We start from the raw sequence: 24817 nt of genomic DNA on the forward strand, positions 1-24817 counted from the left end.
ATTTGCACCATTCTGACGCGTCTCGCCCTCAAACAGGGCATAAATGACAGATAAATTTCGCGAGCGATCACAATTCCAGAATTATATTTGGCCTCTGCATACTCTTTCTTATTTTCATGCGGCAAAGCGCCGCTTGTCGTAAAAATATTCACTTTTTATGCACTAACAGTGAATAACTCCATATTGTAACTTATTGATATTCTGTTGGCTCAACCCGTTTATGCATTTTTATCGCTGGCTGGCACGAAGGCTGCAATCTACATTCACAGTGCAAACACTCAATTATTTAACATTCAAATAACTTTTTATTTACCGGATGAGGTCGCTATGTCTCTGTCAATTACGCGTGAAAATTTCGATGAATGGATGATGCCAGTATACGCTCCGGCGGCTTTTATTCCGGTTCGTGGGGAAGGCTCACGCCTGTGGGACCAGCAGGGTAAAGAGTATATCGACTTTGCAGGTGGGATTGCGGTGAACGCGCTGGGCCATGCTCATCCGGCACTGCGTCAGGCACTGAATGACCAGGCGGCGAAGTTCTGGCATACCGGTAACGGGTTTACCAACGAGCCCGCTCTGCGTCTGGCGAAAAAACTGATCGACGCGACATTTGCCGAAAAGGTCTTTTTCTGTAACTCGGGGGCGGAAGCGAACGAAGCGGCGCTGAAGCTGGCGCGCAAATATGCACACGACAAGTTTGGCACGCACAAAAGCGGTATTGTCGCGTTTAAGAACGCCTTCCACGGTCGCACGCTCTTTACCGTCAGCGCGGGCGGTCAGCCTTCTTATTCGCAGGATTTTGCACCGCTGCCACCCGATATTCGTCACGGTATCTATAACGATCTCCAGTCAGCCAGCGAGCTGATCAACGACACCACCTGCGCGGTAATTGTTGAGCCGATGCAGGGCGAGGGTGGCGTGCTTCCGGCGCAAAAAGCGTTCCTGCAGGGGCTGCGCGAACTGTGCGATCGTCATAATGCGGTACTGATTTTTGATGAAGTTCAAACAGGTGTGGGCCGTACCGGTGAACTGTATGCCTACATGCACTACGGTGTGACGCCGGACGTTCTTTCGACAGCCAAAGCGCTGGGCGGTGGCTTCCCGATTGGGGCAATGCTGACCACCGATAAATTCGCCAGCGTGATGACCGTGGGGACCCATGGCACCACCTATGGCGGCAACCCGCTGGCAACCGCCGTTGCCGGACAGGTTCTCGACATCATTAACACCCCTGAGGTGTTGAAAGGCGTTAAGCAGCGTCACGACTGGTTTGTTGAACGCCTGAATGCCATCAACAGTAAGACCGGCCTGTTTAAAGAAATTCGCGGTCTGGGGCTGTTAATCGGCTGCGAGCTCACCGCCGAGTTTGCCGGAAAAGCTAAACTTATTTCACAAGAAGCGGCAAAAGTGGGCGTAATGGTGCTGATTGCCGGTGCCAACGTGGTGCGTTTTGCTCCTGCGCTGATTGTCAGCCAGGAAGAGGTGCAAACTGGTTTAGATCGCTTTGCGCTGGCCTGCGAACATGTGAAATCCGGGGTGTCATCATGATGGTCATCCGTCCCGTTGAGCGCGGCGATCTCGCCGGGCTCATGCAGCTTGCCGGTAAGACGGGAGGTGGGTTGACCTCACTTCCCGCCGACGAAAAAACACTGTCGGCGCGCATTGAGCGCGCCCTGCACACCTGGCAGGGGACGTTGCCAAAAAGCGAACAGGGTTATGTGTTCGTTCTTGAAGATACCGACACCGGTGCTGTTGCCGGGATTTGCGCCATCGAGGTGGCTGTTGGGTTAAACGACCCGTGGTACAACTACCGCGTCGGCACGATGGTTCATGCTTCGAAAGAGCTGAACGTCTATAACGCGCTGCCGACGCTGTTTCTTTGTAATGACCACACGGGCGCCAGCGAGCTCTGCACGCTGTTCCTCGACCCGGCGTGGCGCAAAGAGGGCAACGGTTACCTGCTTTCTAAATCACGCTTTATGTTTATGGCCGCCTTCCGCGATCGCTTTAACGAAAAGGTAGTGGCCGAGATGCGCGGCGTGATCGACGACACAGGCTACTCACCGTTCTGGGAGAGCCTGGGCGAGCGCTTCTTCTCGATGGAGTTCAGCCGGGCGGACTATCTCTGCGGTACCGGTCAGAAAGCGTTTATTGCCGAACTGATGCCGAAGCATCCTATCTATACCCATTTCTTAACCCCGGAAGCGCAGGCGGTGATTGGTGAAGTGCATCCGCAAACCGCTCCCGCCCGCGCGGTGCTGGAGAAAGAGGGCTTCCGCTACCGTAACTATGTCGACATCTTTGACGGCGGGCCAACGCTTGAGTGCGATATCGACCGCGTGCGTGCGATTCGTAAAAGCCGGCTGGTTGAGGTCGCTGAAGGTCAGCCTGCGCCGGGTGACTGGCCGGCATGTCTGGTGTCGAACGAAAATTACACCAACTTCCGCGCCATGCTGGTGCGTACCAACCCGAAATGTGAACGTCTGGTGCTGACGGCTGCAGAACTGGATGCCCTGAAATGTAACGCCGGCGATACGGTTCGCCTGGTGCGTCTCTGCCCTGAGGAGAAAACAGCATGACATTATGGATTAACGGTGACTGGGTCACGGGCGAAGGCGAACAGCGCGTAAAGACCAATCCGGTAGGAAAAGAGGTGCTCTGGAAAGGGAATGACGCCAGCGCCGCGCAGGTTGAACAAGCCTGTCATGCCGCGCGCCGCGCGTTTCCTGCGTGGGCAAAACAGCCTTTCGCCGTGCGTCAGGCCATTGTTGAAAAGTTTGCCGGTTTGCTGGAGGCGAACAAAGCCGAACTGACGCGCATCATCGCCTCTGAGACCAGTAAACCGCGTTGGGAAGCAACAACCGAAGTGACGGCGATGATCAACAAAATTGCCATTTCGGTGAAGGCTTACCACACCCGTACCGGTGAACAGCACACCGACATGCCGGACGGTGCGGCCACGCTGCGCCACCGTCCGCACGGCGTGCTGGCGGTGTTTGGTCCGTACAACTTCCCGGGGCATCTGCCGAATGGTCACATTGTGCCCGCACTGCTGGCGGGCAATACCGTGATTTTCAAACCGAGCGAGTTAACGCCATTAACCGGCGAGGCGGTGGTGAAACTCTGGGAACAGGCTGGCCTGCCGCCTGGCGTGCTGAATCTGGTACAGGGTGGGCGTGAAACCGGTCAGGCGCTGAGTGCGTTGAGCGATATTGACGGCCTGCTGTTTACCGGCAGCGCCGGAACGGGCTATCAGTTGCATCGCCAGCTGGCGGGGCAGCCGGAAAAAATTCTGGCGCTGGAGATGGGCGGTAACAATCCACTGATCGTGGAAGATCCTGACGATATTGACGCTGCCGTGCATCTGACCATTCAGTCCGCCTTTATTACCGCCGGACAGCGCTGTACCTGTTCCCGTCGCTTACTGGTAAAACGTGGTGCGCAGGGGGATGCCTTCCTGAAACGGCTGGTTGAAGTGAGCGCGCGTCTGGTACCCGCAACGTGGGATGCCGACCCGCAGCCGTTTATGGGCGGTCTGATTTCCGAGCAGGCGGCGTTGAATGTGCTGAAGGCCTGGCAGGATCATGTCGCGCGTGGTGCAAAAACCTTGCTGGAACCGAAGCTGGTCCAGCCTGGCACCTCGCTGCTGACGCCGGGCATTATTGAGATGAGCGGTGCGAGCAACGTGCCGGACGAAGAGGTCTTTGGCCCGCTGCTGTGCGTCTGGCGTTATGACGATTTTGATGCGGCGATTGCAATGGCCAATAACACCCGTTACGGCCTGTCGAGCGGGCTGATTTCGCCTCATCGCGAGAAGTTTGACCAACTGCTGCTTGAAGCGCGCGCCGGGATTGTGAACTGGAATAAACCGCTGACCGGTGCAGCGAGCACCGCACCGTTTGGTGGCGTGGGGGCATCGGGCAACCATCGCGCCAGCGCGTGGTACGCCGCGGATTACTGCGCGTGGCCGATGGCAAGCCTGGAAACCCCGGCGCTGACGCTGCCGGAAACGCTCAATCCGGGTCTGGACTTTACCGGAGGGGATCGTCATGAAAGCGCGTGAAGTCAACTTTGACGGGCTGGTGGGGCTGACGCACCACTATGCGGGTCTCTCTTTTGGTAATGAAGCCTCGACGAAGCATCGTTTTCAGGTCTCCAACCCGAAACTGGCGGCGAAACAGGGGCTGCTAAAAATGAAAGCGCTGGCGGATGCCGGTTTCCCGCAGGCGGTTATTCCGCCGCAAGAGCGTCCAAATGTGGCAGTGTTACGTCAACTTGGCTTCACCGGCAGCGATGAGCAGGTGGTTGAAAAAGCGGGTACACAGACACCGCATCTGCTCTCTGCGGCAAGTTCTGCCTCATCAATGTGGGTGGCGAATGCAGCAACCGTCGCACCGTCTGCCGATACGCTGGATGGAAAAGTCCATTTAACGGTGGCGAACCTGAATAACAAATTCCACCGTGCCACTGAAGCGGAAACCACCGAGCGCGTGTTGCGCGCCATTTTCAGTCATGACGCTCATTTTGCGGTGCATCAGGCTTTGCCACAGGTGGCGATGTTTGGCGACGAAGGGGCTGCCAACCATAACCGGCTGGGAGGTGATTATGGCGACCCTGGTGTGCAGTTGTTTATCTACGGGCGTGAAGAGGGCGGTCATTCCGAACCCGTCCGCTATCCTGCCCGTCAGACGCTAGCGGCGAGTCAGGCCGTTGCCCGCCTGAATCAGGTCAATCCTTCCCAGGTGATTTTTGCCCAGCAGAATCCACAGGTGATTGACCAGGGCGTGTTTCACAACGACGTGATTGCCGTCTCCAACCGCCAGGTACTGTTCTGCCATGAGCAGGCGTTTGCCCATCAGGAGAAGCTGCTCGCTACGTTACATGAACGCGTGCCGGGTTTTATGCCGATTCAGGTGCCGACGCAGGCGGTCAGCGTGCAGGATGCAGTGGAAACCTATCTCTTCAACAGCCAGCTGTTGAGCCGTGACGATGGCAGCATGATACTGGTGCTGCCGCAAGAGTCCCGGGATCATAAAGGGGTGTGGCGTTATCTGTCAGACCTGGTTAAGGCCGATAACCCAATTGACGAACTGCGCGTCTTTGACCTGCGTGAAAGTATGGCCAACGGCGGTGGTCCAGCCTGTCTGCGCCTGCGCGTGGTACTGACGCAGAATGAAATGCAGGCCGTTAACCCGGCAGTGATGATGAACGAAACGCTGTTTAACACCCTGAACGACTGGGTGGATCGTTACTATCGTGACCGGTTAACGCAGGCAGACCTGGTCGACCCTCAACTGCTGCGCGAAGGTCGTGAGGCGCTGGACGCGTTGACATCCATCCTGCAGCTGGGATCGGTTTATCCGTTCCAGCGCTAAAGGAGTGAGTATGGAAAATCTACTGGCGCTGACCCTGGCTGATGAAACACCTGAGCAGAGTGAGGGGGAGGGGCCCTCATTCCACTGGCGCTGGTTGGGGCGCGGAGTGCTTGAGCTGACGCCGACCGCAAAAAGCGATCTGTCGCTGCTGCTTTCAACGGGGATTCATGGGAATGAAACGGCACCCGTTGAGATTGTCGATCTGCTGTTGCGCGCTTTGTATCGCGGAGATATCACCCTTAAGTGTCGTGTGCTGGTGGTGCTCGGCAACCCGCCTGCGCTGGCACAAAACAAACGGTATCTGGTGAGCGATATTAACCGCATGTTCGGTGGGCGCTGGTCGCAGTTCCCGCAGAGTGACGAAACGGCGCGGGCACAGTGGCTGGAGAACGTCGTGAGCGCGTTTTTTGCGGCTGCGGGGCCTGCGCGCTGGCATCTGGATCTGCATACGGCGATCCGGGCGTCTTATCATGTTCGCTTTGGCGTTCTGCCGCAGCGTCATCAGCCGTGGGATGAAGCGTTCCTGAGCTGGCTGGGCGATGCCGGGCTGGAGGCGCTGGTCTTTCATCAGTCACCGGGGGGAACGTTTACTCACTTTACCTGCGAACGTTTCGCTGCGCTGGCGTGTACCCTGGAGCTGGGAAAAGCACTACCGTTCGGCCAGAACGATCTGACTCGCTTTGCGCCTACGCATCTCGCTCTTCGGGCGCTGCTGGGAGGAACGGTTCCTGAGCACGCGCATCAGCCCGTTGAACGGTATCGGGTCGTGCAGCAGATCACTCGCCGCAGCGATGCCTTCCTGCTTCATATGGCTGCACATACGCTCAACTTTACCCCGTTCCGTAAAGGCGTCCTGTTGGCCGAAGATGGTGAGGATCGTTATGAAGTGCAGAAGACAACCGAATATGTGTTGTTTCCTAACCCGTCGGTGGCGTTTGGTTTGCGAGCCGGATTGATGCTGGAAAAAATCTCCTGAGTATTTCCCCTCTCATCCTCTGAGGGGGGAAGCAAAAACCTTTTCTTAACGATTAAAGCGTTCGCACTTCTTTTGCAGAATATTCCTGGTGAATTGCTTTATTATTAATCTTCACTTCGCTATACTCATGCTCAATTTCTTTAAAATCATCGTGTTGTTTATTTTTTGTTGCAACTCTCCACGCTTTATCCTTATTTCCTCCACATTTGGCGAAAATTTGTTTTTTACACTTTCATTGTTTTACCGTTGCTCTGACTAATTGACGATAAAGCCCGTAAAGTTAATCTCGTCAACACGGCATAGCGCCGAAGAATAACTGAAAGAAAGGAAATAAATTATGCGTAAACTTACTGCACTGTTTGTTGCTTCTACCCTAGCTCTGGGCGCTACCAGCATGGCGTTCGCCGCAGATACGACCACCACCGCTGCCGCGCCAACTGAAGGCAAAATGATGATGCATCATAAAGGCAAGCCGGGTATGCACAACGAGATGATGATGTTTAAAGATCTGAATCTGACGGATGCGCAGAAGCAGCAGATCCGCGATATCAGGAAAGGCGAACGCGACCAGATGAAACGTCCTCCGCTTGAAGAGCGTCGCGCAATGCATGACATCATCGCCAGCGATAGTTTCGATAAGGCGAAAGCTGAAGCGCAGATCGACAAAATGGCTGAGCAGCACAAAGCCCGCATGCTGGCTCACATGGAAACCCAGAATAAGATCTACAACATTCTGACTCCGGAACAGAAAAAACAATTTAATGCGAATTTTGAGAAGCGTCTGACAGAACGTCCGGCGATGGAAGGTAAAATGCCAGCACCAACCGAATAATCGGTTCAACATCTTAAGACCGCCGGGATCCTGTCCACAAAAGCGCTATCGCTGTGGACAGGACCGGCGGTTTTTCTTTCCTTCCCTCTTGTCTGCCACCGCGAGCGCGGTATGCTCCTGTAGTCGCTTCAGAGAATGTTCGTAGAGTCATGGCGTTAGAATTTTTATTAACGTTCAGTTAATGCCTGCCCGCTCTGCTGCCGATACTGTGTCTGTGAAACCCTAACGATAACAAACAAGACAGCAACGATAGCAATATCCTTGCCCTGGCACAGGTTGTGCCATTCAGGAGTGGTGATGGAGTTCTTTGATATCCGTAAGATGCCGGTCAGTCTCTGGCGCAATGGTGCTGGCGAAACGCGAGAGATTTGTTGTTTTCCTCCCGCGACGCGGGATTTTTACTGGCGTGCCAGTATTGCGACTATTGCCAGTAACGGTGAATTCTCCTCTTTTCCCGGTGTTGATCGGGTCATAACGTTACTGGAGGGAGGAGAGGTGACGCTGGATGCCGGTCAGGCATTCTGTCATACCCTGAAACAGCATCAGCCTTACAGTTTTTCTGGCGATCTACCGGTAAAAGCACTGCTGGCGGATGGAAGGATGGCAATGGATTTCAACATCATGACCCGGCGCGATTGCTGCCAGGCAAAAGTACGCGTTGCCGATCGTACCTTTACCACCTTTGGTTCCCGGGGCGGCGTGGTGTTCGTGTTAGGCGGCGCGTGGCAGTTGGGGGATAAATTGTTGACCGCCGATCAGGGGGCATTCTGGGAAGAGGGTACCCACACTCTCCGTCTGCTGGAGTCTGAAGGCACCTTATTGTTCAGTGAAATTAACTGGCTGGCGGGTCACTCAGCACAATGATCTCATATTTGCCGGTTAATACCGGCTTACAGAGTATTTTGTAGCCGTCATGATCGAATCCGGCGGGTGTGCGTAGCAAGGTTGCCGCGTCGTTTACATTGTCAACGGCGCCCAGCCAAAGCCAGTTATTGATGATGTGATACTGGGTCATCGCTTCACCCACTTCCTTTAGGGCAACGGCATTTTCCCACGGCCAGCAGGCGACACTGATGGCCGCCAGCCCGTTGAGAAGCCGGGCATGATGTTCCTCAACACTTTCTTTCCCACAACAAGCACCTGCGCAGCGCTTCAGAGCGGATCGGAAACAGGCGCGCCCACGGGTGGTTGCCTCCAGACCCAACAGGCTGTAACAAAGCTGTAAATCATCCGCCAGCGTTTGCAGGGCCTGAAGTGCCGCACGTTTATTCGCGAATAACCCATACAGATTTGGGGCATGTGAAAAATCGACTTCACGTGCGTAGACAATCTGCGGTTTGCCCGCGGTTATCTGCAGGGAGCAAAGCTGACGATTGCGGCGCAAACGCTTATTGAACAGCGGTTGTTGCTCTTTGATAAGTCGGGCTTCAAGCAACAGCGCGCCCATTTCTCCTGCGGTCTGAACCCAGGTAATGCGTCGTGACTGGCGCAGCATGGCGGCCTCGTCCGGCGTACGGAGATGGGATAATACCCGGCTGCGAATATTGACGCTTTTACCGATATAGAGTGGCAGGGTGTCACTCTCACCGTGAAAGATGTACACGCCAGGCTGTTTAGGCAGCGCCTCTAGCCAGGGGCGAAGATGTTCGGGATATTCGTAGATAGCCGCCGCTTCAAACTCAAGACGCGGGGCGGATTGACGCCTGCTCACATACTCCTCCATATACTGTTCAGGTATACAGTGTAGCAGGAGTGTGGTGGTTAAAAAAGAGCCGGGGGGGCGGTTACGCCTTACCCGGCCAGGACGTGCGGCCTGATGCCCTCACCCCAACCCTCTCCCACGGGAGAGGGCGCAAACACAAAAAACGGTAACCTGGGTTACCGTTTTGCGTTTATTTCCAGAAGTCGTCAAACACCGTGATAGGGGTATGGCGCTTGTGCTCGGTTTTCAGATACCAGCCTTCGATGATTTTCGCGGTCCCTTCATCCAGTTTTTTGCCTTCCAGGTAATCATCAATGTTGTCATAGGTGACGCCCAGCGCCGCTTCATCCGGCAGGGAAGGGCGATCGTCTTCCAGATCCGCCGTTGGCGCTTTTTTATACAGATGCTCAGGGCAACCCAGCGCAGCAAGCAGCTGCTTACCCTGACGCTTGTTCAAACGGAAAATGGGGTTGATGTCGGTGCCGCCGTCGCCATATTTGGTGAAGAAACCGGTGATCGCTTCTGCTGCATGGTCGGTTCCAACAACTACACCTTTGGTCATCCCGGCGATGCTGTACTGCGCTTTCATGCGCTCACGGGCTTTCTCGTTCCCACGGACAAAATCACTCAATTCTATGCCGGCTTCGCGGAGCGCCTGCTCGCTTGCCAGGACCGAACCTTTAATATTGACGGTCAGTACGCGGTCAGGCTGAATGAACGAAATGGCATCCTGGCAATCCTGCTCGTCGGCCTGCACGCCATACGGAAGACGCACGGCGATAAACTGCAGTGTCTCATCACCGGTCTCTTCGCGAAGCTCTGAAATGGCCATCTGGCAGAGTTTACCGGTCAGCGTCGAGTCCTGGCCCCCGCTGATACCCAGCACCAGGGATTTCAGGAAAGGGTTCGTTTTTAAATAAGATTTTAAAAAATCCACGCTGCGGCGGATCTCTTCATGTGCATCTACCGCAGGCTTCGCGCCCAGCGCCTGAATAATCTCTTGTTGCAGAGCCATCATGCCCTCCATATGCAGAACATAAACCGAATGTATTTACTGCTAAAACTAACCCTTTGGGCGAGAAACGACAAGGATCACAGTTTTGAGTGCGCTAATTTGCGGCGATTTAGCAGGTTATCATTGTTTTATTAGAATTTTCCGAAATTCGTCTGGCGTAATTCACAAAGTTGAACAATCGTACTTTTTATTCCATGCTTAGATAACACGCTGATAAACAAGAGGACGGAATATGAACAAGAACGTAGCAGGAATTCTTAGCGCAGCGGCAGTACTGACTATGCTGGCAGGGTGTACAGCTTACGATCGCACCAAAGATCAGTTCACACAGCCAGTGGTTAAAGATGTCAAAAAAGGCATGACCCGTTCGCAGGTGGCTGCGATTGCCGGTAAACCTTCTTCTGAAGTGACCATGATCCATGCGAAAGGAACCTGCCAGACCTATATCCTGGGTCAACGTGATGGTAAGGCAGAGACCTACTTTGTCGCCCTGGATGATACCGGCCATGTTATTAACTCCGGCTATCAGACCTGTGCTGAATACGACACCGATCCGCAGGCACCTAAGGCGTAGTAACCCTGCGTATCTGAGGATGTTAACAAACCGACCAGTGGGTCGGTTTTTTTATGCATACAAAAATCTTATTTCTTTGCGCGAATTATTTGCCCGAAATGTGAAGGGAGTCAACAAGCCAGGTCAATGAGAGACAATTTGAGTCTGTTCAGAATTATCCCCTGTCTGTACCATTGCGTATACTCACTCCAACGACAAACAACAATACACAAGCTACCTGCCTGCCGGGACAGCGAGTCGAGTGATAGCAAGATGGCAGGTAGTCATACAAGAGGGAAATTATGATGGAAAAGAAACATATTTACCTGTTCTGCTCAGCGGGCATGTCAACCTCGCTTCTGGTGTCAAAGATGCGTGCACAAGCTGAAAAGTATGAAGTCCCTGTGGTGATTGAAGCGTTTCCTGAGACGCTGGCGGGCGAAAAAGGCCAGAAAGCCGACGTCGTTTTACTGGGGCCGCAAATCGCCTATATGTTACCCGAAATTCAACGACTGTTACCGAATAAACCGGTCGAAGTGATCGACTCAGGGCTGTACGGCAAGATTGATGGTTTAGGTGTACTGAAAGCTGCTGTGGCAGCCATTAAAAAAGCTGCTAATTAATTTTTATTTTTCCCGTCAAAGAGTTATTTCACACACAATACGCCGTAACTTGTGTTGCGGCATTTAAGGGTATTTTCCTATGAGTAAAGTCATCGCTTCACTTGAAAAGGTACTCCTTCCTTTTGCTGTTAAAATAGGAAAGCAGCCTCACGTTAATGCCATCAAAAACGGTTTTATTAAATTAATGCCGTTGACGCTGGCCGGGGCAATGTTCGTTTTAATTAACAACGTTTTTCTGAGCTTTGGTGAAGGTTCCTTCTTTTATTCATTAGGAATTCGGTTAGACGCTTCGACTATTGAAACCCTTAACGGTTTTAAAGCCATCGGCGGCAACGTCTATAACGGGACGTTAGGTATTATGTCGCTGATGGCGCCTTTCTTTATAGGGATGGCGCTGGCAGAAGAGCGGAAAGTGGATCCACTGGCCGCTGGTTTATTATCCGTTGCCGCATTTATGACCGTGACTCCTTACAGTGTCGGTGAAGCGTATGCAGTAGGCGCCAACTGGCTGGGCGGAGCTAACATCATTTCCGGTATTGTTATCGGGCTGGTGGTGGCGGAGATGTTCACCTTTATTATTCGTCGAAACTGGGTTATCCGTTTGCCAGATAGCGTTCCGGCTTCGGTTTCTCGTTCATTTTCCGCGTTGATTCCAGGCTTCATTATTCTTTCCATCATGGGGATTATCGCCTGGGCGCTTTCTCACTGGGGCACTAACTTCCACCAGATCATCATGGACTCTATCTCTACGCCGCTGGCGTCAATGGGTGGAGTGGTCGGTTGGGCGTATGTGATTTTCACTTCTCTGCTGTGGTTCTTCGGCGTGCATGGTTCACTGGCACTGGCAGCGCTGGACAGCGGGATTATGACCCCATGGGCACTGGAAAACGTAGCACTTTACCAGCAGTACGGCTCTGTTGACGCGGCGCTGGCAGCGGGTAAAACCTTCCATGTGTGGGCGAAGCCGATGCTTGACTCCTATATCTTCCTGGGCGGTACCGGGGCGACCTTGGGTCTGATCATCGCGGTCTTTATTGTCTCTCGTCGTGCTGACTATCGTCAGGTGGCGAAACTGGCGCTGCCTTCAGGTATCTTCCAGATTAACGAACCGATCCTGTTTGGTCTGCCAATCATCATGAACCCGGTGATGTTCATCCCGTTCATTCTGATTCAGCCGCTGCTGGCAGCCATTACCCTGACGGCCTATTACATGGGGATCATTCCACCAATCACCAACATTGCACCATGGACAATGCCGGCGGGTCTGGGCGCGTTCTTCAACACCAACGGCAGCGTGGCGGCCTTCCTGCTGGCGATATTCAACCTCGGGATTGCAACACTGCTTTACATGCCATTCGTGGCTATTGCGAACAAAGCAGCAACCATCATTGATGAAGAAGAGAGCGAAGAGGATATTGCCCTCTCACTGAAATTCTAAGATTGACCGGCGCGGGGAAACCCGCGCCAGCCACAAGGAGCTTAAAATGTTAGATTTGGATAGTATTGTTGCAGAAGAAAGCGCAGAGAACGATCTCGAAGAAGTGGTGATGGGGCTCATCATCAATTCCGGACAAGCCCGTAGCCTGGCCTATGCCGCCCTCAAGCAGGCCAAGCAGGGGGATTTCGCCGCCGCGAAAACCATGATGGATCAGTCCCGTACGGCGCTGAATGAAGCACACCTGGTGCAGACGAAGCTCATCGAAGGTGACCAGGGGGAAGGGAAGATGAAGGTTAGCCTGGTGCTGGTACACGCGCAGGATCACCTGATGACGTCGATGCTGGCACGCGAGCTGGTGGCGGAGTTAATTGAGCTTCACGAGAAAATGCAATAAGTCAGGTCAGGCAGCAGGAGGTCAGCACGATGGAAATTAAAACCGCACTTGAGCAGCAACTGTTTAATGGCAAGAATTTTCACGTGGTCATTTACAACAAAACGGAGAGCGCCAGCGGTCTGCACCAGCATGACTACTATGAGTTCACGATTGTTCTGACCGGCCGCTACTACCAGGAAATTAACGGTAAGCGCGTTCTGCTTGAACGGGGCGATTTTGTCTTCTTACCGATGGGATCCTATCACCAGAGCTTTTACGAATTTGGCGCCACACGCATTCTGAATGTGGGCGTCAGCAGACGCTTCTTTGAGAAGCACTATCTGCCGCTGGTACCTTTCTGCTTTGTGGCATCGCAGGTCTATCGTGTCAAAAACGAGTTTATGACCTGGATTGAAACGGTTATCGCCTCGCTTAACTTCCGCGACAATGAATTTGATGAGTTTATTGAAACGGTGACATTCTATGTGATGAACCGGTTGCGCCATCATCGCGAAGAGCAGCAGGTGACGGATGATGTTCCGCAATGGCTGCGCGGTACTGTTGAACTGATGCACGATAAAGGGCAGTTCAGTGAAAATGCGCTGGAGAATATGGTTTCACTGTCGGGAAAATCGCAGGAATATCTGACTCGCGCGACACAGCGTTATTATCGTAAAACACCTGTGCAAATTATTAATGAAATCCGCATTAATTTTGCCAAAAAACAGCTGGAAATTACCAACTATTCTGTCACCGATATTGCTTACGAGTCCGGATACAGTAGCCCCAGTCTGTTTATTAAAACCTTTAAGAAATTGACATCGTTCACCCCGAACAGTTACCGGAAAAACTTGACGGTAATTAATTAAATTTCGGCGGATTTACCCGCCGCGAATATTGCCTTGATTGCTTGCCCAAATAGCGGGAAGAGTACGCTATACCTTGCAGGCGATTAACCTGATACGCTAAGGGAGATATTATGCAAAAGAAATTAAAAGTCGTAACCATTGGTGGCGGCAGCAGTTATACCCCGGAATTACTTGAAGGTTTCCTGAAACGTTATCATGAATTACCGGTTAGCGAGTTATGGCTGGTTGACGTTGAGGAAGGCCAGGAGAAACTGAATATTATTTTCGACCTTTGCAAGCGCATGGTTGAGAAAGCCGGTGTGCCTTTAACCGTGCATAAAACCCTGGATCGTCGACTGGCGCTGAAAGATGCGGATTTCGTTACCACCCAGCTACGCGTGGGTCAGTTAAAGGCACGTGAACTGGACGAACGCATTCCACTGAGTCACGGTTATCTGGGACAAGAGACCAACGGCGCGGGCGGCCTGTTCAAAGGTTTGCGTACCATCCCAGTCATTTTCGACATTATCAAAGATGTCGAAGAGATTTGCCCGAACGCATGGGTGATTAACTTTACTAACCCGGCCGGGATGGTGACCGAGGCGGTCTACCGCCATACGGGTTTCAAACGCTTTATCGGCGTCTGTAATATTCCGATTGGCATGAAGATGTTTATCCGCGACGTTCTGGAACTGACCGACAACGACGATCTCTCCATCGATCTGTTCGGCCTGAACCACATGGTGTTTATCAAAGATGTCATTGTGAACGGAAAATCACGCTTTGCCGAACTGCTCGACGGCGTGGCTTCCGGCCGCCTGACCGCGGCGTCAGTGAAAAACATCTTTGACCTGCCGTTCAGCGAAGGGCTGATCCGCTCGCTGAATCTGCTGCCATGCTCGTACCTGCTTTACTACTTTAAGCAGAAAGAGATGCTGGCTATCGAAATGGGCGAGTACTATAAGGGCGGCGCGCGTGCGCAGATCGTTCAGAAGGTTGAGAAGCAGCTGTTCGATTTGTATAAAGATCCGAACCTGAACGTCAAACCGAAAGAGCTGGAGCAGCGCGGCGGGGCATATTACTCCGATGCAGCATGTGAAGTTATCAATGCCATTTACAACGATAAGCAAGCGGAGCATTACGTTAATGTGCCGCATCATGGTCATATCGACAACATTCCGGCTGACTGGGCCATCGAGATGACCTGTATTCTGGGGCGTGATGGGGCGAAACCACATCCACGCATCACCCATTTTGATGACAAAGTCATGGGCCTGATTCACACCATCAAAGGATTTGAAGTGGCTGCCAGCCATGCGGCGTTAAGCGGTGAGCTTAATGACGTGCTGCTGGCGCTGAACCTCAGCCCGCTGGTCCATTCTGATCGCGATGCGGAGCAACTGGCCAGTGAAATGATTCTGGCACATGAAAAATGGTTGCCGAACTTTGCTGCAACAATAGAGAAGCTGAAGTTCAAACACCGTTAAGGGGATGCGCAATGGAAAACCTGCTGATCGTCAATGCTGATGATTTTGGTCTCTCCAGAGGTCAAAACTACGGCATTATTGAAGCCTGCCGTCGGGGGATCGTGACCTCTACAACGGCACTGGTTAATGGTGAAGCGGTTGAACACGCGGCGCAGTTGAGCCGCGACGTTCCGGCGCTGGGCGTCGGCATGCACTTTGTGTTGACGCTTGGGATGCCGCTTTCGCCGATGCCAGGTCTGACTCGCGACGGACAGCTGGGTAAGTGGATTTGGGAACTGGCGGAGCAGGATGCTCTGCCGCTCGAAGATATTACCCGTGAGCTGGACTGTCAGTTCAACCGCTTTGTTGCTGTGTTTGGCAAGGAGCCGACGCACATTGACAGTCACCATCACGTCCATATGATTCCGGCGATTTTCCCGCTTGTTGCGGAATTTGCGCGACGTAAAGGGGTTGCAATGCGCGTGGATCGTGACGTGCAGGCGCTGCACGGTCTGTCATTCTTCTCTGTGCCCACAACGGACGGATTCAGCAGCGCGTTTTATGGCGAAGGGATCGATGAAGCACTGTTCCTGAAAGTGCTGGATGATTCCGCCGCCCGAGGCGAACGGTCGGTGGAAGTGATGGCGCACCCCGCTTTTGTTGATAACACGGTACGCAAGAGCGCCTACTGCTGGCCTCGACTGGCGGAACTGGATGTGCTGACGTCGGCATCGCTGAAGTATGCGATTGCCGAGCGCGGATATCGGTTGGGAACGTTCAGGGATCTGTAAGAAGTGCCGGGGGGCAGTTTTGCCTTACCCGGCATTTTTTTACGCCGGTATCTGGTCAATCTTACTGCTGCGCGACCAGACGCGATGAACAGCGAGCAAATCAAACAGTTTCGTCATAAACGCGTCATTGACGTTATCGCCCTCCACAATGCCATCCTCACCCTGATCCGCCACCTTCAACTGCGCTTTAAACTGTCGTGCATCGCCGGATAGCGCGATCGGTTTAAGGTGTTTATAGGCTTCCAGCAAGTAATAGACGGCGTCACCGTTGGTCAGCAGGCTGTTAATATCCCCGCACGGCACAATCACCGCATCGACGGTTAGCGATGGCGCGCCGGCAAAAGTCGCCGCCACCGGCAGCACGGAGCCGTCATCGGCGGTCACTTCGCCCATGCGGGAATAAAGCAGTTTGGCGTGCACGCCTTGCTTTTTCAGCGCCTGCATAATTCCCAGCACATCACTGGCGCGGGTTTTATCATTTAGCAGAATGGCGACCACGCGGCCTTTAATTGAGCCACCCGGCACTGCGTACAGACTCAGTGACGGATCTTTTTTCACACCATTAACCGCTTTTGGCGGCGCCAGGTTGCGTTGCTCATCGGTGAGCGTAATACCCAGGTTATCGGCTACGCTCTGAGCAAGCTGAATATCAATATGCGCCAGCTGATCGACCACGCGCTCGCGGATATAGGTGCGCACCACTTTGCTGAGCTCAAAGCTGAAGCCGCCGATAATGTGCTGCTGCTCAATCGGCGTCTGGCTGTTCCAGAACAGGCGAGGGTGGGCGTAATACTCGCCAAATGACGGGCTGCGCTCGCGAATTTTGTTGCCATCAATACGCTCCTGATACGATTCGAATCCACCGCGTTTCGGCCCGGGTGGGGTTTCGCGCGGCCAGTTATCGTTGATGGAGTTCGGTTCATAGTTCGCCGGGTTGGTATCAATATCCTGACGGTGCATCCCGTCCCGCTGGAAGTTGTGGTACGGACAGGTTGGACGGTTAATCGGGATTTCGTGGAAATTCGGCCCACCTAGACGGCTGATCTGCGTATCGGTATACGAGAATAAACGTCCCTGTAAGAGAGGATCGTTGGTGAAATCCAGCCCCGGCACGATATGCCCCGGGTGGAACGCGACCTGTTCGTTTTCGGCGAAGAAATTATCCGGGTTACGGTTGAGCACCATTTTACCCACCAGCTGAACCGGCACCAGCTCCTCCGGGATCAGTTTGGTCGGGTCAAGGAGATCGAAATCGAACTTGCATTCGTTCTCTTCCGGAATGAGCTGCAGGCCCAGTTCGTATTCCGGGAAATCGCCCGCTTCAATGGACTCCCACAGCTCGCGGCGATGGAAGTCTGGATCGCGTCCGGTGAGCTTCTGCGCTTCGTCCCACACCAGCGAGGCTTTACCCGCCACAGGCTTCCAGTGGAAGCGGACAAACGTGGCTTTTCCCTCGGCATTGATCAGACGGAAGGTATGGATGCCAAATCCTTCCATTGTACGATAACTGCGCGGAATGCCCCTGTCTGACATCGCCCACATCACGTTGTGTAAGGTTTCAGGCTGCAGGGAGACATAGTCCCAGAAGGTGTCGTGCGCACTTTGTCCCTGCGGTATGGCCCAGTGAGGCTCTGGTTTTACCGCATGGACAAAGTCAGGAAATTTATGCGCATCCTGAATGAAAAACACGGGAGTGTTGTTGCCCACCAGATCGAAAATTCCCTCTTCGGTATAAAATTTGGTGGCAAAGCCGCGGATATCCCGGACGGTGTCTGCCGAACCAGCGCCGCCCTGCACGGTGGAGAAACGCACAAACACCGGTGTGATTTTATCCGGGTCGGAGAGGAAATCCGCTTTGGTGATCGCTTTCAGACTCTTATAGGGCTGAAAGTAGCCGTGGGCCGCGGAACCGCGGGCGTGGACGATGCGTTCCGGTATCCGTTCGTGGTCAAAATGGGTGATTTTTTCCCGCAGGATAAAATCTTCCAGCAGGGTCGGCCCGCGCGCGCCCGCGCGAAGGGAGTTCTGATCGTCAGCAATGCGCACGCCCTGATTGGTGGTGAGCGCAAAACCTTCGCCGCCTTTACGGTGTGGCGCTAGAGATTTCAGTTTTTCATTTCCCGTGTCCGGTGATTTCACGCTTCCCGGTGCGGTAGGTTGTTCGCCTGGGGCTGAAGGGCCGGGAGAGGGGTGGTGAGAGCCGTCAGCAGGGGCGAGGGAGTCCATTCCCGGTTGAGACTCTTCAGTGCCATGAATCGGCGATTGATGTGTTTTATCTTTGTTCGACATTGCACGATGCTCCTTGATTCATTGTTAAAAAACCTTTTAAGGATAGGACAATGTCGCAAGATGGTTTGCTAACTAAGAGTTTTCACATGCCGTCATTAGCGAAAGAAGCCATCTCACCCACTCGGGGCGCGACGGAAGGTAGCAGGATCGGCTATCATAGAATTTTCCTGCTTCAAGAATTTGCTTTAGTGAACCAGTCGCTTATGAAACCTCTTCGCCAACAAAACCGCCAGGTTATTAGCTATGTGCCCCGCGTTGAACCCGCGCCGCCGGATCATGCCCTGAAAGTGGAGGGTTTTCGTGATGTCTGGCTGTTACGCGGTAAATATGTGGCGTTTGTGCTGATCGGTGAACATTTCCGTCGTTCCCCGACTTTTACAGTACCGGAATCCGCGCAACGGTGGGCGATGCAGATCCGCCAGGATGAAGAGGTTGAAGAGTAACAGCCATAAAAAAACCGCCATCAGGCGGTTTTTTTAATTATCAGTGTTTAACGGTGCGCCAGTTCGACGTCGTCTTCACTTTCCAGAATCGCTTTGTCAGTCTGCTTCAGCCACTGGCTGGTCAGCGTACCGGCCGTCATTGAGCCGCTTACGTTCAGCGCGGTACGCCCCATGTCGATCAGCGGTTCAACGGAGATCAGCAGTGCAACCAGCGTCACCGGCAGACCCAGAGCCGGCAGCACGATCAGCGCGGCGAAGGTTGCGCCACCACCGACACCTGCAACGCCTGCGGAACTTATGGTCACAATCCCTACCAGTGTAGCAATCCAGACTGGGTCAAGCGGGTTGATACCCACGGTTGGTGCAACCATCACCGCCAGCATCGCCGGGTAAAGACCTGCACAACCGTTCTGACCGATGGTGGCACCAAAAGAGGCAGAGAAGCTGGCGATAGACTCAGGCACGCCCAGACGGCGGGTCTGTGCTTCAACGTTCAGCGGTATAGACGCGGCGCTGGAACGACTGGTGAAGGCGAAGGTCAGCACCGGCCAGACTTTGCGGAAGTATTTCAGCGGGCTAACGCCGTTCACACCCAGCAGGATACCGTGCACCACAAACATAATGCCCAGGCCCAGATAAGAGGCAATCACAAAACTACCCAGCTTGATGATGTCCTGCAGGTTAGAGCCCGCAACCACTTTGGTCATCAGCGCCAGAACACCATAAGGGGTTAACTGCATCACCAGACGAACCAGCTTCATCACCCAGCTTTGCAGGGTATCGATAGCGGTCAGCACGCGTTCACCTTTTGGTGCATCGTCTTTCAGCAGTTTAAGTGCCGCCACACCCAGGAACGCGGCGAAAATGACCACGCTGATGATGGAGGTTGGGTTGGCGCCGGTCAGGTCAGCAAACGGGTTCTTCGGAATGAAGGAGAGCACCATTTGCGGAACGGTCAGGTCCGCCACTTTACCCACGTAGTTGGTTTGAATCGCGGTCAGACGCGCTGTTTCAGCACTGCCCTGAACCAGCCCTTCGGCAGTCAGGCCGAACAGGTTGGTGACCAGTACACCTACCAGCGCCGCAATCAGCGTGGTAAACAGCAGCGTACCAATGGTCAGGAAGCTGATTTTCCCCAGTTGGGTCGCGTTATGCAGTCGGGCAACGGCACTCAGAATAGAGGCAAACACCAGTGGCATAACGATCATCTGCAGCAGCTGAACATAGCCGTTACCAACAATGTTGAACCACTGAATGGAATCTTTCAGAACTGGATTGTCGGAGCCATAAATTGCCTGTAATGCCAGACCAAATACAACACCCATGACCAGACCAACCAGTACTTTTTTCGCCAGACTCCACTGTTTGTGGCGCGCCTGCGCGAGAAGCAATAGCAATACAACGAACACAATGACGTTCGCGATGAGTGGAAAATTCATCCCCGTTCTCCTGATTTATTATGGGGTCGGTTTTTACCGATCCTGTTGGCGGAAGGTTAGCAGAAGTGTGATGTAGCGCTTATATCCAAATGGAATGGGTTATGACAAATGAGATAGTTTTGTCTGTTTACTGTTCAATCTGGTGATGAATAAAACGATTGAACTGAAATTGCAGCGAATTAATCATCTGGGAAGACCAGCGGACTGCACTGTTTTCGGGCAATGTTTGCGGCATCCAGACAGCATAGGCAAACAGTGCCATGCACAATACGCGCTCAAGCTGGTTACCTTTCTGCGGTGCAAGGATGGGAAAACGGAAACGCCAGCGGCAGGGCCAAAGCAGCGGCACGCCCGCAGGCGTTAGCATATCGGCGACAATATGGCTTAAATAGCCCAGCACCATCCCCTGGATGGCATCCGCAGGGACAATCCAGCTTTCGGGCACTTTTAAGTAGAAGAACGTCAGCAGGCCGAACACGGCCAGCAGACTATGCGTAAATCCCCGGTGACCAAACGCGCGAGCGATAGGTTTTGATACCCACTTAAGGCGTTGCCCAAGAAAGGATTTGGGGTGGTCAATGTCGGGCAGCAAACAGGTCAATACGGCGGAAGGGACAATATGCCACCAGTCCCCCTGCGCCAGCACGGGGGTAAGTTCAGCGTTTTTGGCAAATACTGCGCACGCAATAGAAAAAAGCAGGTGGCCTTCCGCCGTCATGATAAAACCCACAAAACTGTCAATTCATACAGTATAGGGTTTTTATACAGTAGGCGGAAGAGGTGACGGTGTAACTGTTTGTCACAAACCCAACGCAGGCATTAACCGCCCTGCAGGTGATGCGTCGTCAACCCGACCAGTGAAGTAAGCTTCACATCGGCAAGGGCAAACCGGGGATCGTGGCGGGTTTCTTCAGCGGGCACCACAATGGAGCGCATACGTGCGGCTTTCGATGCCACCATACCGTTTACGGAGTCTTCAAGCGCAACGCAGTTGAGCGGATCAATACCCAGCTTAGCGGCACAGTCCAGATAGACCTGCGGGTGCGGCTTGCTGTAAGGCAATTTTTCCGCTGATGCCAGCGCGTCGAAACTGTCGCGCAGTTCAAACATGATGAGCACTTTTTCCAGCATATGCAGCGGTGAAGCAGAGGCCAGACCGACTTTCAGCCCCTGAGCTTTACACAGCGCGACGGCTTCACGTGCGCCAGGCAGCAACGGCATGTTCTCTTCGACCAGCGAGATGGCGCGGCTGATAATGCGTGCGGTCACTTCATCACGATCCGGGCCAACCCACGGTTGTTGGGCAAACCACAGATCGACGACCATATCAATGCGCAGGCCAAGCGTGTCTGGAAGTTCATTACGGCGGCTGATATCTACGCCAAGGCTGGCGATGACGTCCAGTTCGGCGCGATCCCACAACGGTTCGGAATCGATCAGTAATCCATCCATGTCAAAAATTGCGGCAAGAATTTGGCGCGGTGTCGACATCACAACGTCTCCTTATCCAGGGTGTTCGACAGACGATAAGTGCTAAGCACAACCTGCAATTTAGCATATTGCCTTTAAAGATCGGGCGAAATTGATGACCAGCAGGTAGACTTAGGCACAAATAACGCGTCTTTATGAAGAGGAACTGATGACGTATCAACAAGCTGGACGCATCGCGGTCTTAAAACGTATTGCTGGCTGGGCGATTTTTATTCCAGCTGTCATTTCTACGCTGATCTCTGTACTGAAATTTATGTACGATCACAGCGAAAAACAGCCGGGTATTAATGCGGTAATGCTTGATTTTGCGCATGTCATGATTGAGATGATGCGTTTTAACACACCATTCTTGAATGTCTTCTGGTTCAACTCACCCACCCCGGATTTTCATCAGCAACTGAATATCGGCTTTTGGGGCATTTACGCACTGATCTTTATCGCCCTCGCATTGCAGGCCTCTGGCGCACGAATGAGTCGTCAGACGCGCTTTCTACGCGAAGGGGTTGAGGATCAGTTAATTCTGGAGCAGGCTAAAGGCCCGGAAGGGATGAGTCGGGAGCAGATTGAATCCCGCATTGTTGTGCCGCGTCATACCATTTTTCTGCAAATTTTCCCGCTCTATATCCTCCCGGTGATCATCATTGTGGCGGGATACTTCTTCTTCTCGCTGCTCGGTTTTCTGTAACAGATAAGGGTGGCGAAAGAGCCACCCTTATCTGCCTTCACGCGGCAAGTATACGTTCAAGGGCCCGCTGCGCGTTGACCAGGTGCTCCCCGCCAAACAGGATGGCTCGGTTCATCAGCGTATAAAGCTGATACACCGGCTGGCGATCGAGGAAACCGGGCGGCAGGGGGGAAACCGACTGGTACCCATCGTATATTTGCGGTGGCTGTTCCGGATGCAGCGGCAACATGGCCAGATCGCATTCTCTGTCACCCCAGTAGCAGGCCGGGTCAAAAATATAGGGGCCGTTAGGGCCTAGCGCGCAATTATTTGACCATAAATCGCCGTGTAGCAAAGAAGGCTGAGGCTGGTGGGATGCCAGACGCTGCTGAACGTGCTCAACGATGGCATCTATATTGCCAAATTCCAGCCCTTTTTCTGCGGCCAGCTCAAGTTGCCAGCCAATGCGTTGCTCAGCAAAAAACGTCGACCAGCGACGCTGCCAGGAATTAGGTTGTGGGGTAGTGGAGAGATCGTTGTCGAAATCGAGACCAAACTGCGGCTGGTCGCTCCATTGATGCAGGCGCGCTAACTGTTGGCCGAGAATGAAAGCATTATGGGCATCTAACGGACGGGCTGGGAGATATTCCATCACCAGAAAGCTGTAGTCTCGGTCACTCCCCACGGCCAGAACTTGTGGGACCGTCACCGTTTTACTGCGCGACAACAGTTCCAGCTGGTCAGCTTCGGCGGTAAAGATCGGAAGCAGTTCCCGCTCATCACATTTAACGAAAAGGTCGCGTCCAGCGTAGCGTAAATGCCACGCGGCGTGGATCTCTCCGCCTGGCAGTTCGTTACGCAGTTCAATTTCACCTTCACCCAGTTGTTCACTTAAAAGATGACTGATAGCCTGCCACATGTTGTCTCTCCCATGTTGTCTGCCAGATCATAAAGTTAGCGCATAATTGCGGTAAAAAAATACGAACTAACGCACACCTGAGCGGTTTAAATTCATGCAGGGCACTTATTGTTCTTTTTTCTCCCAGCTTTCCCAGGTTTCCACGTCAATTTCGGCAGGCTTGTCAGTCACGCTTTCCACCAGACTGGTGCCCAGCGCATGTACCTCTTCCTGGCTCAGGGGACTGATTATGCCGAATGTCAGCGTGCCTAAATCATGAACATTGCCCTCGTCATCCGTGAGCGTGAGGAGAAAATTAGCCCGGGTGAACGCGTTGTTGAGCTCATTCAGCTCGGTGAGCGATGCTTCATGAAGGTTGACGGTTACAACGTAGCGGGTGATGTCACCACTGCTCATAATTCACCTCATTGTTATCATGAAAGTTTTCTTAGCATAGTCGATAGTCTGTGTTTGGCGACTACGATGTGAATTTCCCCTCCATAAAGAAGGGGAACGGGTGTTAATTGCGTGACAGGTAATCAACGATTTTTTGCGTATCGGCCAGTGAACAGAGACGCGTGCCCTGGTTGATGGTTGCAGCACTCCCCGCCGCCACACCGTAGCGTGTCATTTCCAGCAGTGATGCGCCCTGCGCCAGTTTCAGCGTCATTGCACCGACCATGCTGTCACCGGCACCCACTGTACTCTGACTTTTCATTGGGGGTGGCACAACCTGAACGGACGACGATTCATCGACTGCCAGCGCCCCCTGAGGACCAAGTGAAACCACGACGCGTCGCGCTTTACCGCTGCGCACCAACTCCTGTGCGGCGGTGCGAACATCATCTGGTTGTGTCAGTTCGCGGTTGACCAGTGCACTTAACTCTTTCTGGTTGGGTTTAACCAGCTCAAGATTGCCTGGCACTAATGCAGCCTGCAGGGCATCGCCGCTGCTGTCGACAATGCAGCGGATCCCGCGTTGTTGTGCAGCCCGGATGAGCGCTGTTAATTTTTCCGTGCTCGCGCCGGGTGGCAGGCTGCCGCTCACTACCAGCAGTGCACCGCTTTCTATCGCCAGCACTTTCTCTTCCAGTTGACGAAATTCATCATCACTGAGCTTTGCGCCTGGCATGACAAAACGGTATTGCTCTCCGCTTGACTCCACGTGTACATGCAGGTTTTGTCGTGTCCAGTCTTTGGCATCGACTGTCTCTACGGCAACATGCTCATCTGCCAGCAAAGAGATCAGGTGTTCACCGGTGGCTCCCCCTGCGGGGAATATTGCTGTCGCTTTACCGCCGAGGTGCGTAATCGCGCGCGCCACGTTGATACCGCCGCCGCCTGGCTCAAAGACAGGGGGCGTGCAACGCAATTTACCTTCCGGGTAAATCTGGGGCGTCAGGGTGGCGGAATCAAGGGAAGGGGAGAGCGTCAGAGTGTAGATAGAAACCATCATTACCTCCTTTTAGTATGGGTTCTTATTAGTCTGGCACCATTTATCAGGAAGGCAATGTAAATAACAGTATGATTTTAAATATGAATAGGGATGAAATAACATTTTGGGGATATATAAAATAAAACGCAATTTGAGATCGTTCTTA

The 24817-nt window shown here is 53.2% G+C and carries 25 protein-coding genes; 16 read left to right on the plus strand and 9 right to left on the minus strand.

Annotated features, from left to right (window positions below; genetic code table 11):
* Window positions 1-327: 327 nt before the first annotated feature.
* The 7 genes from AAHF05_RS09055 to ves all read left to right on the plus strand — a co-directional run bounded on the left by AAHF05_RS09055 (window position 328) and on the right by ves (window position 8047).
* Window positions 328-1548 (plus strand): aspartate aminotransferase family protein, encoded by a 1221-nt coding sequence (locus tag AAHF05_RS09055; protein WP_049007831.1) that lies wholly within the window; start codon window positions 328-330, stop codon window positions 1546-1548.
* A complete protein-coding gene (gene astA / locus AAHF05_RS09060) occupies window positions 1545-2579 on the plus strand; it encodes an arginine N-succinyltransferase (RefSeq protein ID WP_028017202.1) in 1035 nt (344 codons plus the stop codon). Before AAHF05_RS09055 ends, astA begins: the two co-directional genes overlap by 4 nt.
* Window positions 2576-4063, plus strand: a complete 1488-nt coding sequence (gene astD, locus AAHF05_RS09065) for a succinylglutamate-semialdehyde dehydrogenase (protein WP_129324506.1) — start codon at window positions 2576-2578, stop codon at window positions 4061-4063. The genes astA and astD overlap by 4 nt, the downstream gene beginning before the upstream one ends.
* On the plus strand, window positions 4050-5375 hold the full coding sequence (gene astB / locus AAHF05_RS09070; protein ID WP_129324507.1) for an N-succinylarginine dihydrolase: 1326 nt from the start codon (window positions 4050-4052) through the stop codon (window positions 5373-5375). Before astD ends, astB begins: the two co-directional genes overlap by 14 nt.
* Before the next feature lie 10 nt (window positions 5376-5385).
* Window positions 5386-6351 carry a succinylglutamate desuccinylase gene (astE, locus tag AAHF05_RS09075; protein WP_129324508.1) on the plus strand — a complete coding sequence of 322 codons (966 nt, stop codon included), beginning with the start codon at window positions 5386-5388 and terminating at the stop codon, window positions 6349-6351.
* A gap of 337 nt (window positions 6352-6688) precedes the next feature.
* On the plus strand, window positions 6689-7183 hold the full coding sequence (spy, locus tag AAHF05_RS09080) for an ATP-independent periplasmic protein-refolding chaperone Spy (RefSeq protein ID WP_028017206.1): 495 nt from the start codon (window positions 6689-6691) through the stop codon (window positions 7181-7183).
* A gap of 297 nt (window positions 7184-7480) precedes the next feature.
* Entirely contained in the window at window positions 7481-8047 is a 567-nt protein-coding gene (gene ves, locus AAHF05_RS09085) for an environmental stress-induced protein Ves (RefSeq protein WP_028017207.1), read from the plus strand.
* On the opposite strand, the gene cho is transcribed toward ves, so the two are convergent.
* Together cho and nadE are read right to left on the minus strand one after the other, a co-directional pair.
* The gene (cho, locus tag AAHF05_RS09090; protein WP_374936454.1) at window positions 8016-8906 is read right to left on the minus strand and encodes an excinuclease Cho; all 891 of its coding nucleotides are present in this window, start codon (window positions 8904-8906) and stop codon (window positions 8016-8018) included. The two genes, ves and cho, sit on opposite strands and share 32 nt — an antisense overlap.
* Window positions 8907-9075: 169 nt before the next feature.
* Entirely contained in the window at window positions 9076-9900 is an 825-nt protein-coding gene (nadE, locus tag AAHF05_RS09095; RefSeq protein ID WP_129324556.1) for an ammonia-dependent NAD(+) synthetase, read from the minus strand.
* A gap of 232 nt (window positions 9901-10132) precedes the next feature.
* Here nadE and osmE point away from each other — a divergent pair, with 232 nt between their 5' ends.
* The 7 genes from osmE (at window position 10133) to chbG (ending at window position 15992) form a co-directional block, all read left to right on the plus strand.
* Window positions 10133-10474 carry an osmotically-inducible lipoprotein OsmE gene (osmE, locus tag AAHF05_RS09100; RefSeq protein ID WP_008500677.1) on the plus strand — a complete coding sequence of 114 codons (342 nt, stop codon included), beginning with the start codon at window positions 10133-10135 and terminating at the stop codon, window positions 10472-10474.
* 284 nt (window positions 10475-10758) lie between these two features.
* Window positions 10759-11076, plus strand: a complete 318-nt coding sequence (chbB, locus tag AAHF05_RS09105; protein ID WP_014883474.1) for a PTS N,N'-diacetylchitobiose transporter subunit IIB — start codon at window positions 10759-10761, stop codon at window positions 11074-11076.
* A 79-nt stretch (window positions 11077-11155) separates the two neighbouring features.
* The gene (gene chbC, locus AAHF05_RS09110; protein WP_028017210.1) at window positions 11156-12514 is read left to right on the plus strand and encodes a PTS N,N'-diacetylchitobiose transporter subunit IIC; all 1359 of its coding nucleotides are present in this window, start codon (window positions 11156-11158) and stop codon (window positions 12512-12514) included.
* Window positions 12515-12560: 46 nt separating this feature from the next.
* Window positions 12561-12908: a PTS N,N'-diacetylchitobiose transporter subunit IIA gene (chbA, locus tag AAHF05_RS09115; protein ID WP_028017211.1), complete on the plus strand. Its 348-nt coding sequence runs from the start codon at window positions 12561-12563 to the stop codon at window positions 12906-12908.
* A gap of 29 nt (window positions 12909-12937) precedes the next feature.
* Window positions 12938-13756, plus strand: coding sequence for a transcriptional regulator ChbR (gene chbR / locus AAHF05_RS09120; protein WP_028017212.1), 819 nt, complete (start codon window positions 12938-12940; stop codon window positions 13754-13756).
* A 110-nt stretch (window positions 13757-13866) separates the two neighbouring features.
* Window positions 13867-15222, plus strand: coding sequence for a 6-phospho-beta-glucosidase (locus AAHF05_RS09125; RefSeq protein ID WP_028017213.1), 1356 nt, complete (start codon window positions 13867-13869; stop codon window positions 15220-15222).
* Window positions 15223-15233: 11 nt separating this feature from the next.
* Window positions 15234-15992 carry a chitin disaccharide deacetylase gene (gene chbG, locus AAHF05_RS09130; RefSeq protein ID WP_129324510.1) on the plus strand — a complete coding sequence of 253 codons (759 nt, stop codon included), beginning with the start codon at window positions 15234-15236 and terminating at the stop codon, window positions 15990-15992.
* 39 nt (window positions 15993-16031) lie between these two features.
* On the opposite strand, the gene katE is transcribed toward chbG, so the two are convergent.
* A complete protein-coding gene (katE, locus tag AAHF05_RS09135) occupies window positions 16032-18281 on the minus strand; it encodes a catalase HPII (RefSeq protein WP_129324511.1) in 2250 nt (749 codons plus the stop codon).
* Between the two features lie 203 nt (window positions 18282-18484).
* Between katE and cedA the strand changes: the two genes are divergently transcribed.
* Entirely contained in the window at window positions 18485-18724 is a 240-nt protein-coding gene (cedA, locus tag AAHF05_RS09140; protein ID WP_024909438.1) for a cell division activator CedA, read from the plus strand.
* A gap of 47 nt (window positions 18725-18771) precedes the next feature.
* Here the strand turns inward: cedA and AAHF05_RS09145 are convergent, their stop codons facing one another.
* The 3 genes from AAHF05_RS09145 to hxpB form a co-directional block, all read right to left on the minus strand.
* A complete protein-coding gene (locus tag AAHF05_RS09145) occupies window positions 18772-20163 on the minus strand; it encodes an L-cystine transporter (RefSeq protein ID WP_028017216.1) in 1392 nt (463 codons plus the stop codon).
* 127 nt (window positions 20164-20290) lie between these two features.
* Window positions 20291-20881 carry a metal-dependent hydrolase gene (locus tag AAHF05_RS09150; RefSeq protein WP_129324512.1) on the minus strand — a complete coding sequence of 197 codons (591 nt, stop codon included), beginning with the start codon at window positions 20879-20881 and terminating at the stop codon, window positions 20291-20293.
* A gap of 101 nt (window positions 20882-20982) precedes the next feature.
* Entirely contained in the window at window positions 20983-21654 is a 672-nt protein-coding gene (gene hxpB, locus AAHF05_RS09155) for a hexitol phosphatase HxpB (RefSeq protein ID WP_129324513.1), read from the minus strand.
* 148 nt (window positions 21655-21802) lie between these two features.
* Between hxpB and AAHF05_RS09160 the strand changes: the two genes are divergently transcribed.
* The gene (locus tag AAHF05_RS09160; protein WP_129324514.1) at window positions 21803-22339 is read left to right on the plus strand and encodes a YniB family protein; all 537 of its coding nucleotides are present in this window, start codon (window positions 21803-21805) and stop codon (window positions 22337-22339) included.
* A gap of 37 nt (window positions 22340-22376) precedes the next feature.
* Here the strand turns inward: AAHF05_RS09160 and AAHF05_RS09165 are convergent, their stop codons facing one another.
* The 3 genes from AAHF05_RS09165 to pfkB form a co-directional block, all read right to left on the minus strand.
* Window positions 22377-23237, minus strand: coding sequence for a fructosamine kinase family protein (locus tag AAHF05_RS09165; RefSeq protein ID WP_129324515.1), 861 nt, complete (start codon window positions 23235-23237; stop codon window positions 22377-22379).
* A 105-nt stretch (window positions 23238-23342) separates the two neighbouring features.
* Window positions 23343-23633: a type V toxin-antitoxin system endoribonuclease antitoxin GhoS gene (gene ghoS / locus AAHF05_RS09170; RefSeq protein WP_129324516.1), complete on the minus strand. Its 291-nt coding sequence runs from the start codon at window positions 23631-23633 to the stop codon at window positions 23343-23345.
* A gap of 103 nt (window positions 23634-23736) precedes the next feature.
* Complete coding sequence (gene pfkB / locus AAHF05_RS09175) at window positions 23737-24669, minus strand: 6-phosphofructokinase II (RefSeq protein WP_374936469.1); 933 nt, start codon at window positions 24667-24669, stop codon at window positions 23737-23739.
* Window positions 24670-24817: the final 148 nt, after the last annotated feature.

It is taken from the genome of Enterobacter adelaidei (assembly GCF_041937165.1).
GTDB classification, from domain to species: Bacteria; Pseudomonadota; Gammaproteobacteria; order Enterobacterales; family Enterobacteriaceae; genus Enterobacter; species Enterobacter adelaidei.

Bases quoted from the DNA above. Each gene is read 5' to 3' on its own strand.
- chbC (WP_028017210.1), top strand. From the start codon at position 11,156: ATGAGTAAAGTCATCGCTTCACTTGAAAAGGTACTCCTTCCTTTTGCT.
- chbR (WP_028017212.1), top strand. From the start codon at position 12,938: ATGGAAATTAAAACCGCACTTGAGCAGCAACTGTTTAATGGCAAGAAT.
- chbB (WP_014883474.1), top strand. From the start codon at position 10,759: ATGGAAAAGAAACATATTTACCTGTTCTGCTCAGCGGGCATGTCAACC.
- astB (WP_129324507.1), top strand. From the start codon at position 4,050: ATGAAAGCGCGTGAAGTCAACTTTGACGGGCTGGTGGGGCTGACGCAC.
- AAHF05_RS09165 (WP_129324515.1), bottom strand. From the start codon at position 23,237: ATGTGGCAGGCTATCAGTCATCTTTTAAGTGAACAACTGGGTGAAGGT.
- chbG (WP_129324510.1), top strand. From the start codon at position 15,234: ATGGAAAACCTGCTGATCGTCAATGCTGATGATTTTGGTCTCTCCAGA.
- AAHF05_RS09150 (WP_129324512.1), bottom strand. From the start codon at position 20,881: ATGACGGCGGAAGGCCACCTGCTTTTTTCTATTGCGTGCGCAGTATTT.
- osmE (WP_008500677.1), top strand. From the start codon at position 10,133: ATGAACAAGAACGTAGCAGGAATTCTTAGCGCAGCGGCAGTACTGACT.
- katE (WP_129324511.1), bottom strand. From the start codon at position 18,281: ATGTCGAACAAAGATAAAACACATCAATCGCCGATTCATGGCACTGAA.
- ghoS (WP_129324516.1), bottom strand. From the start codon at position 23,633: ATGAGCAGTGGTGACATCACCCGCTACGTTGTAACCGTCAACCTTCAT.
- AAHF05_RS09160 (WP_129324514.1), top strand. From the start codon at position 21,803: ATGACGTATCAACAAGCTGGACGCATCGCGGTCTTAAAACGTATTGCT.
- ves (WP_028017207.1), top strand. From the start codon at position 7,481: ATGGAGTTCTTTGATATCCGTAAGATGCCGGTCAGTCTCTGGCGCAAT.
- hxpB (WP_129324513.1), bottom strand. From the start codon at position 21,654: ATGTCGACACCGCGCCAAATTCTTGCCGCAATTTTTGACATGGATGGA.
- AAHF05_RS09145 (WP_028017216.1), bottom strand. From the start codon at position 20,163: ATGAATTTTCCACTCATCGCGAACGTCATTGTGTTCGTTGTATTGCTA.
- AAHF05_RS09125 (WP_028017213.1), top strand. From the start codon at position 13,867: ATGCAAAAGAAATTAAAAGTCGTAACCATTGGTGGCGGCAGCAGTTAT.
- spy (WP_028017206.1), top strand. From the start codon at position 6,689: ATGCGTAAACTTACTGCACTGTTTGTTGCTTCTACCCTAGCTCTGGGC.
- cedA (WP_024909438.1), top strand. From the start codon at position 18,485: ATGAAACCTCTTCGCCAACAAAACCGCCAGGTTATTAGCTATGTGCCC.
- pfkB (WP_374936469.1), bottom strand. From the start codon at position 24,669: ATGGTTTCTATCTACACTCTGACGCTCTCCCCTTCCCTTGATTCCGCC.
- astA (WP_028017202.1), top strand. From the start codon at position 1,545: ATGATGGTCATCCGTCCCGTTGAGCGCGGCGATCTCGCCGGGCTCATG.
- nadE (WP_129324556.1), bottom strand. From the start codon at position 9,900: ATGGCTCTGCAACAAGAGATTATTCAGGCGCTGGGCGCGAAGCCTGCG.
- chbA (WP_028017211.1), top strand. From the start codon at position 12,561: ATGTTAGATTTGGATAGTATTGTTGCAGAAGAAAGCGCAGAGAACGAT.
- AAHF05_RS09055 (WP_049007831.1), top strand. From the start codon at position 328: ATGTCTCTGTCAATTACGCGTGAAAATTTCGATGAATGGATGATGCCA.
- astD (WP_129324506.1), top strand. From the start codon at position 2,576: ATGACATTATGGATTAACGGTGACTGGGTCACGGGCGAAGGCGAACAG.
- astE (WP_129324508.1), top strand. From the start codon at position 5,386: ATGGAAAATCTACTGGCGCTGACCCTGGCTGATGAAACACCTGAGCAG.
- cho (WP_374936454.1), bottom strand. From the start codon at position 8,906: ATGGAGGAGTATGTGAGCAGGCGTCAATCCGCCCCGCGTCTTGAGTTT.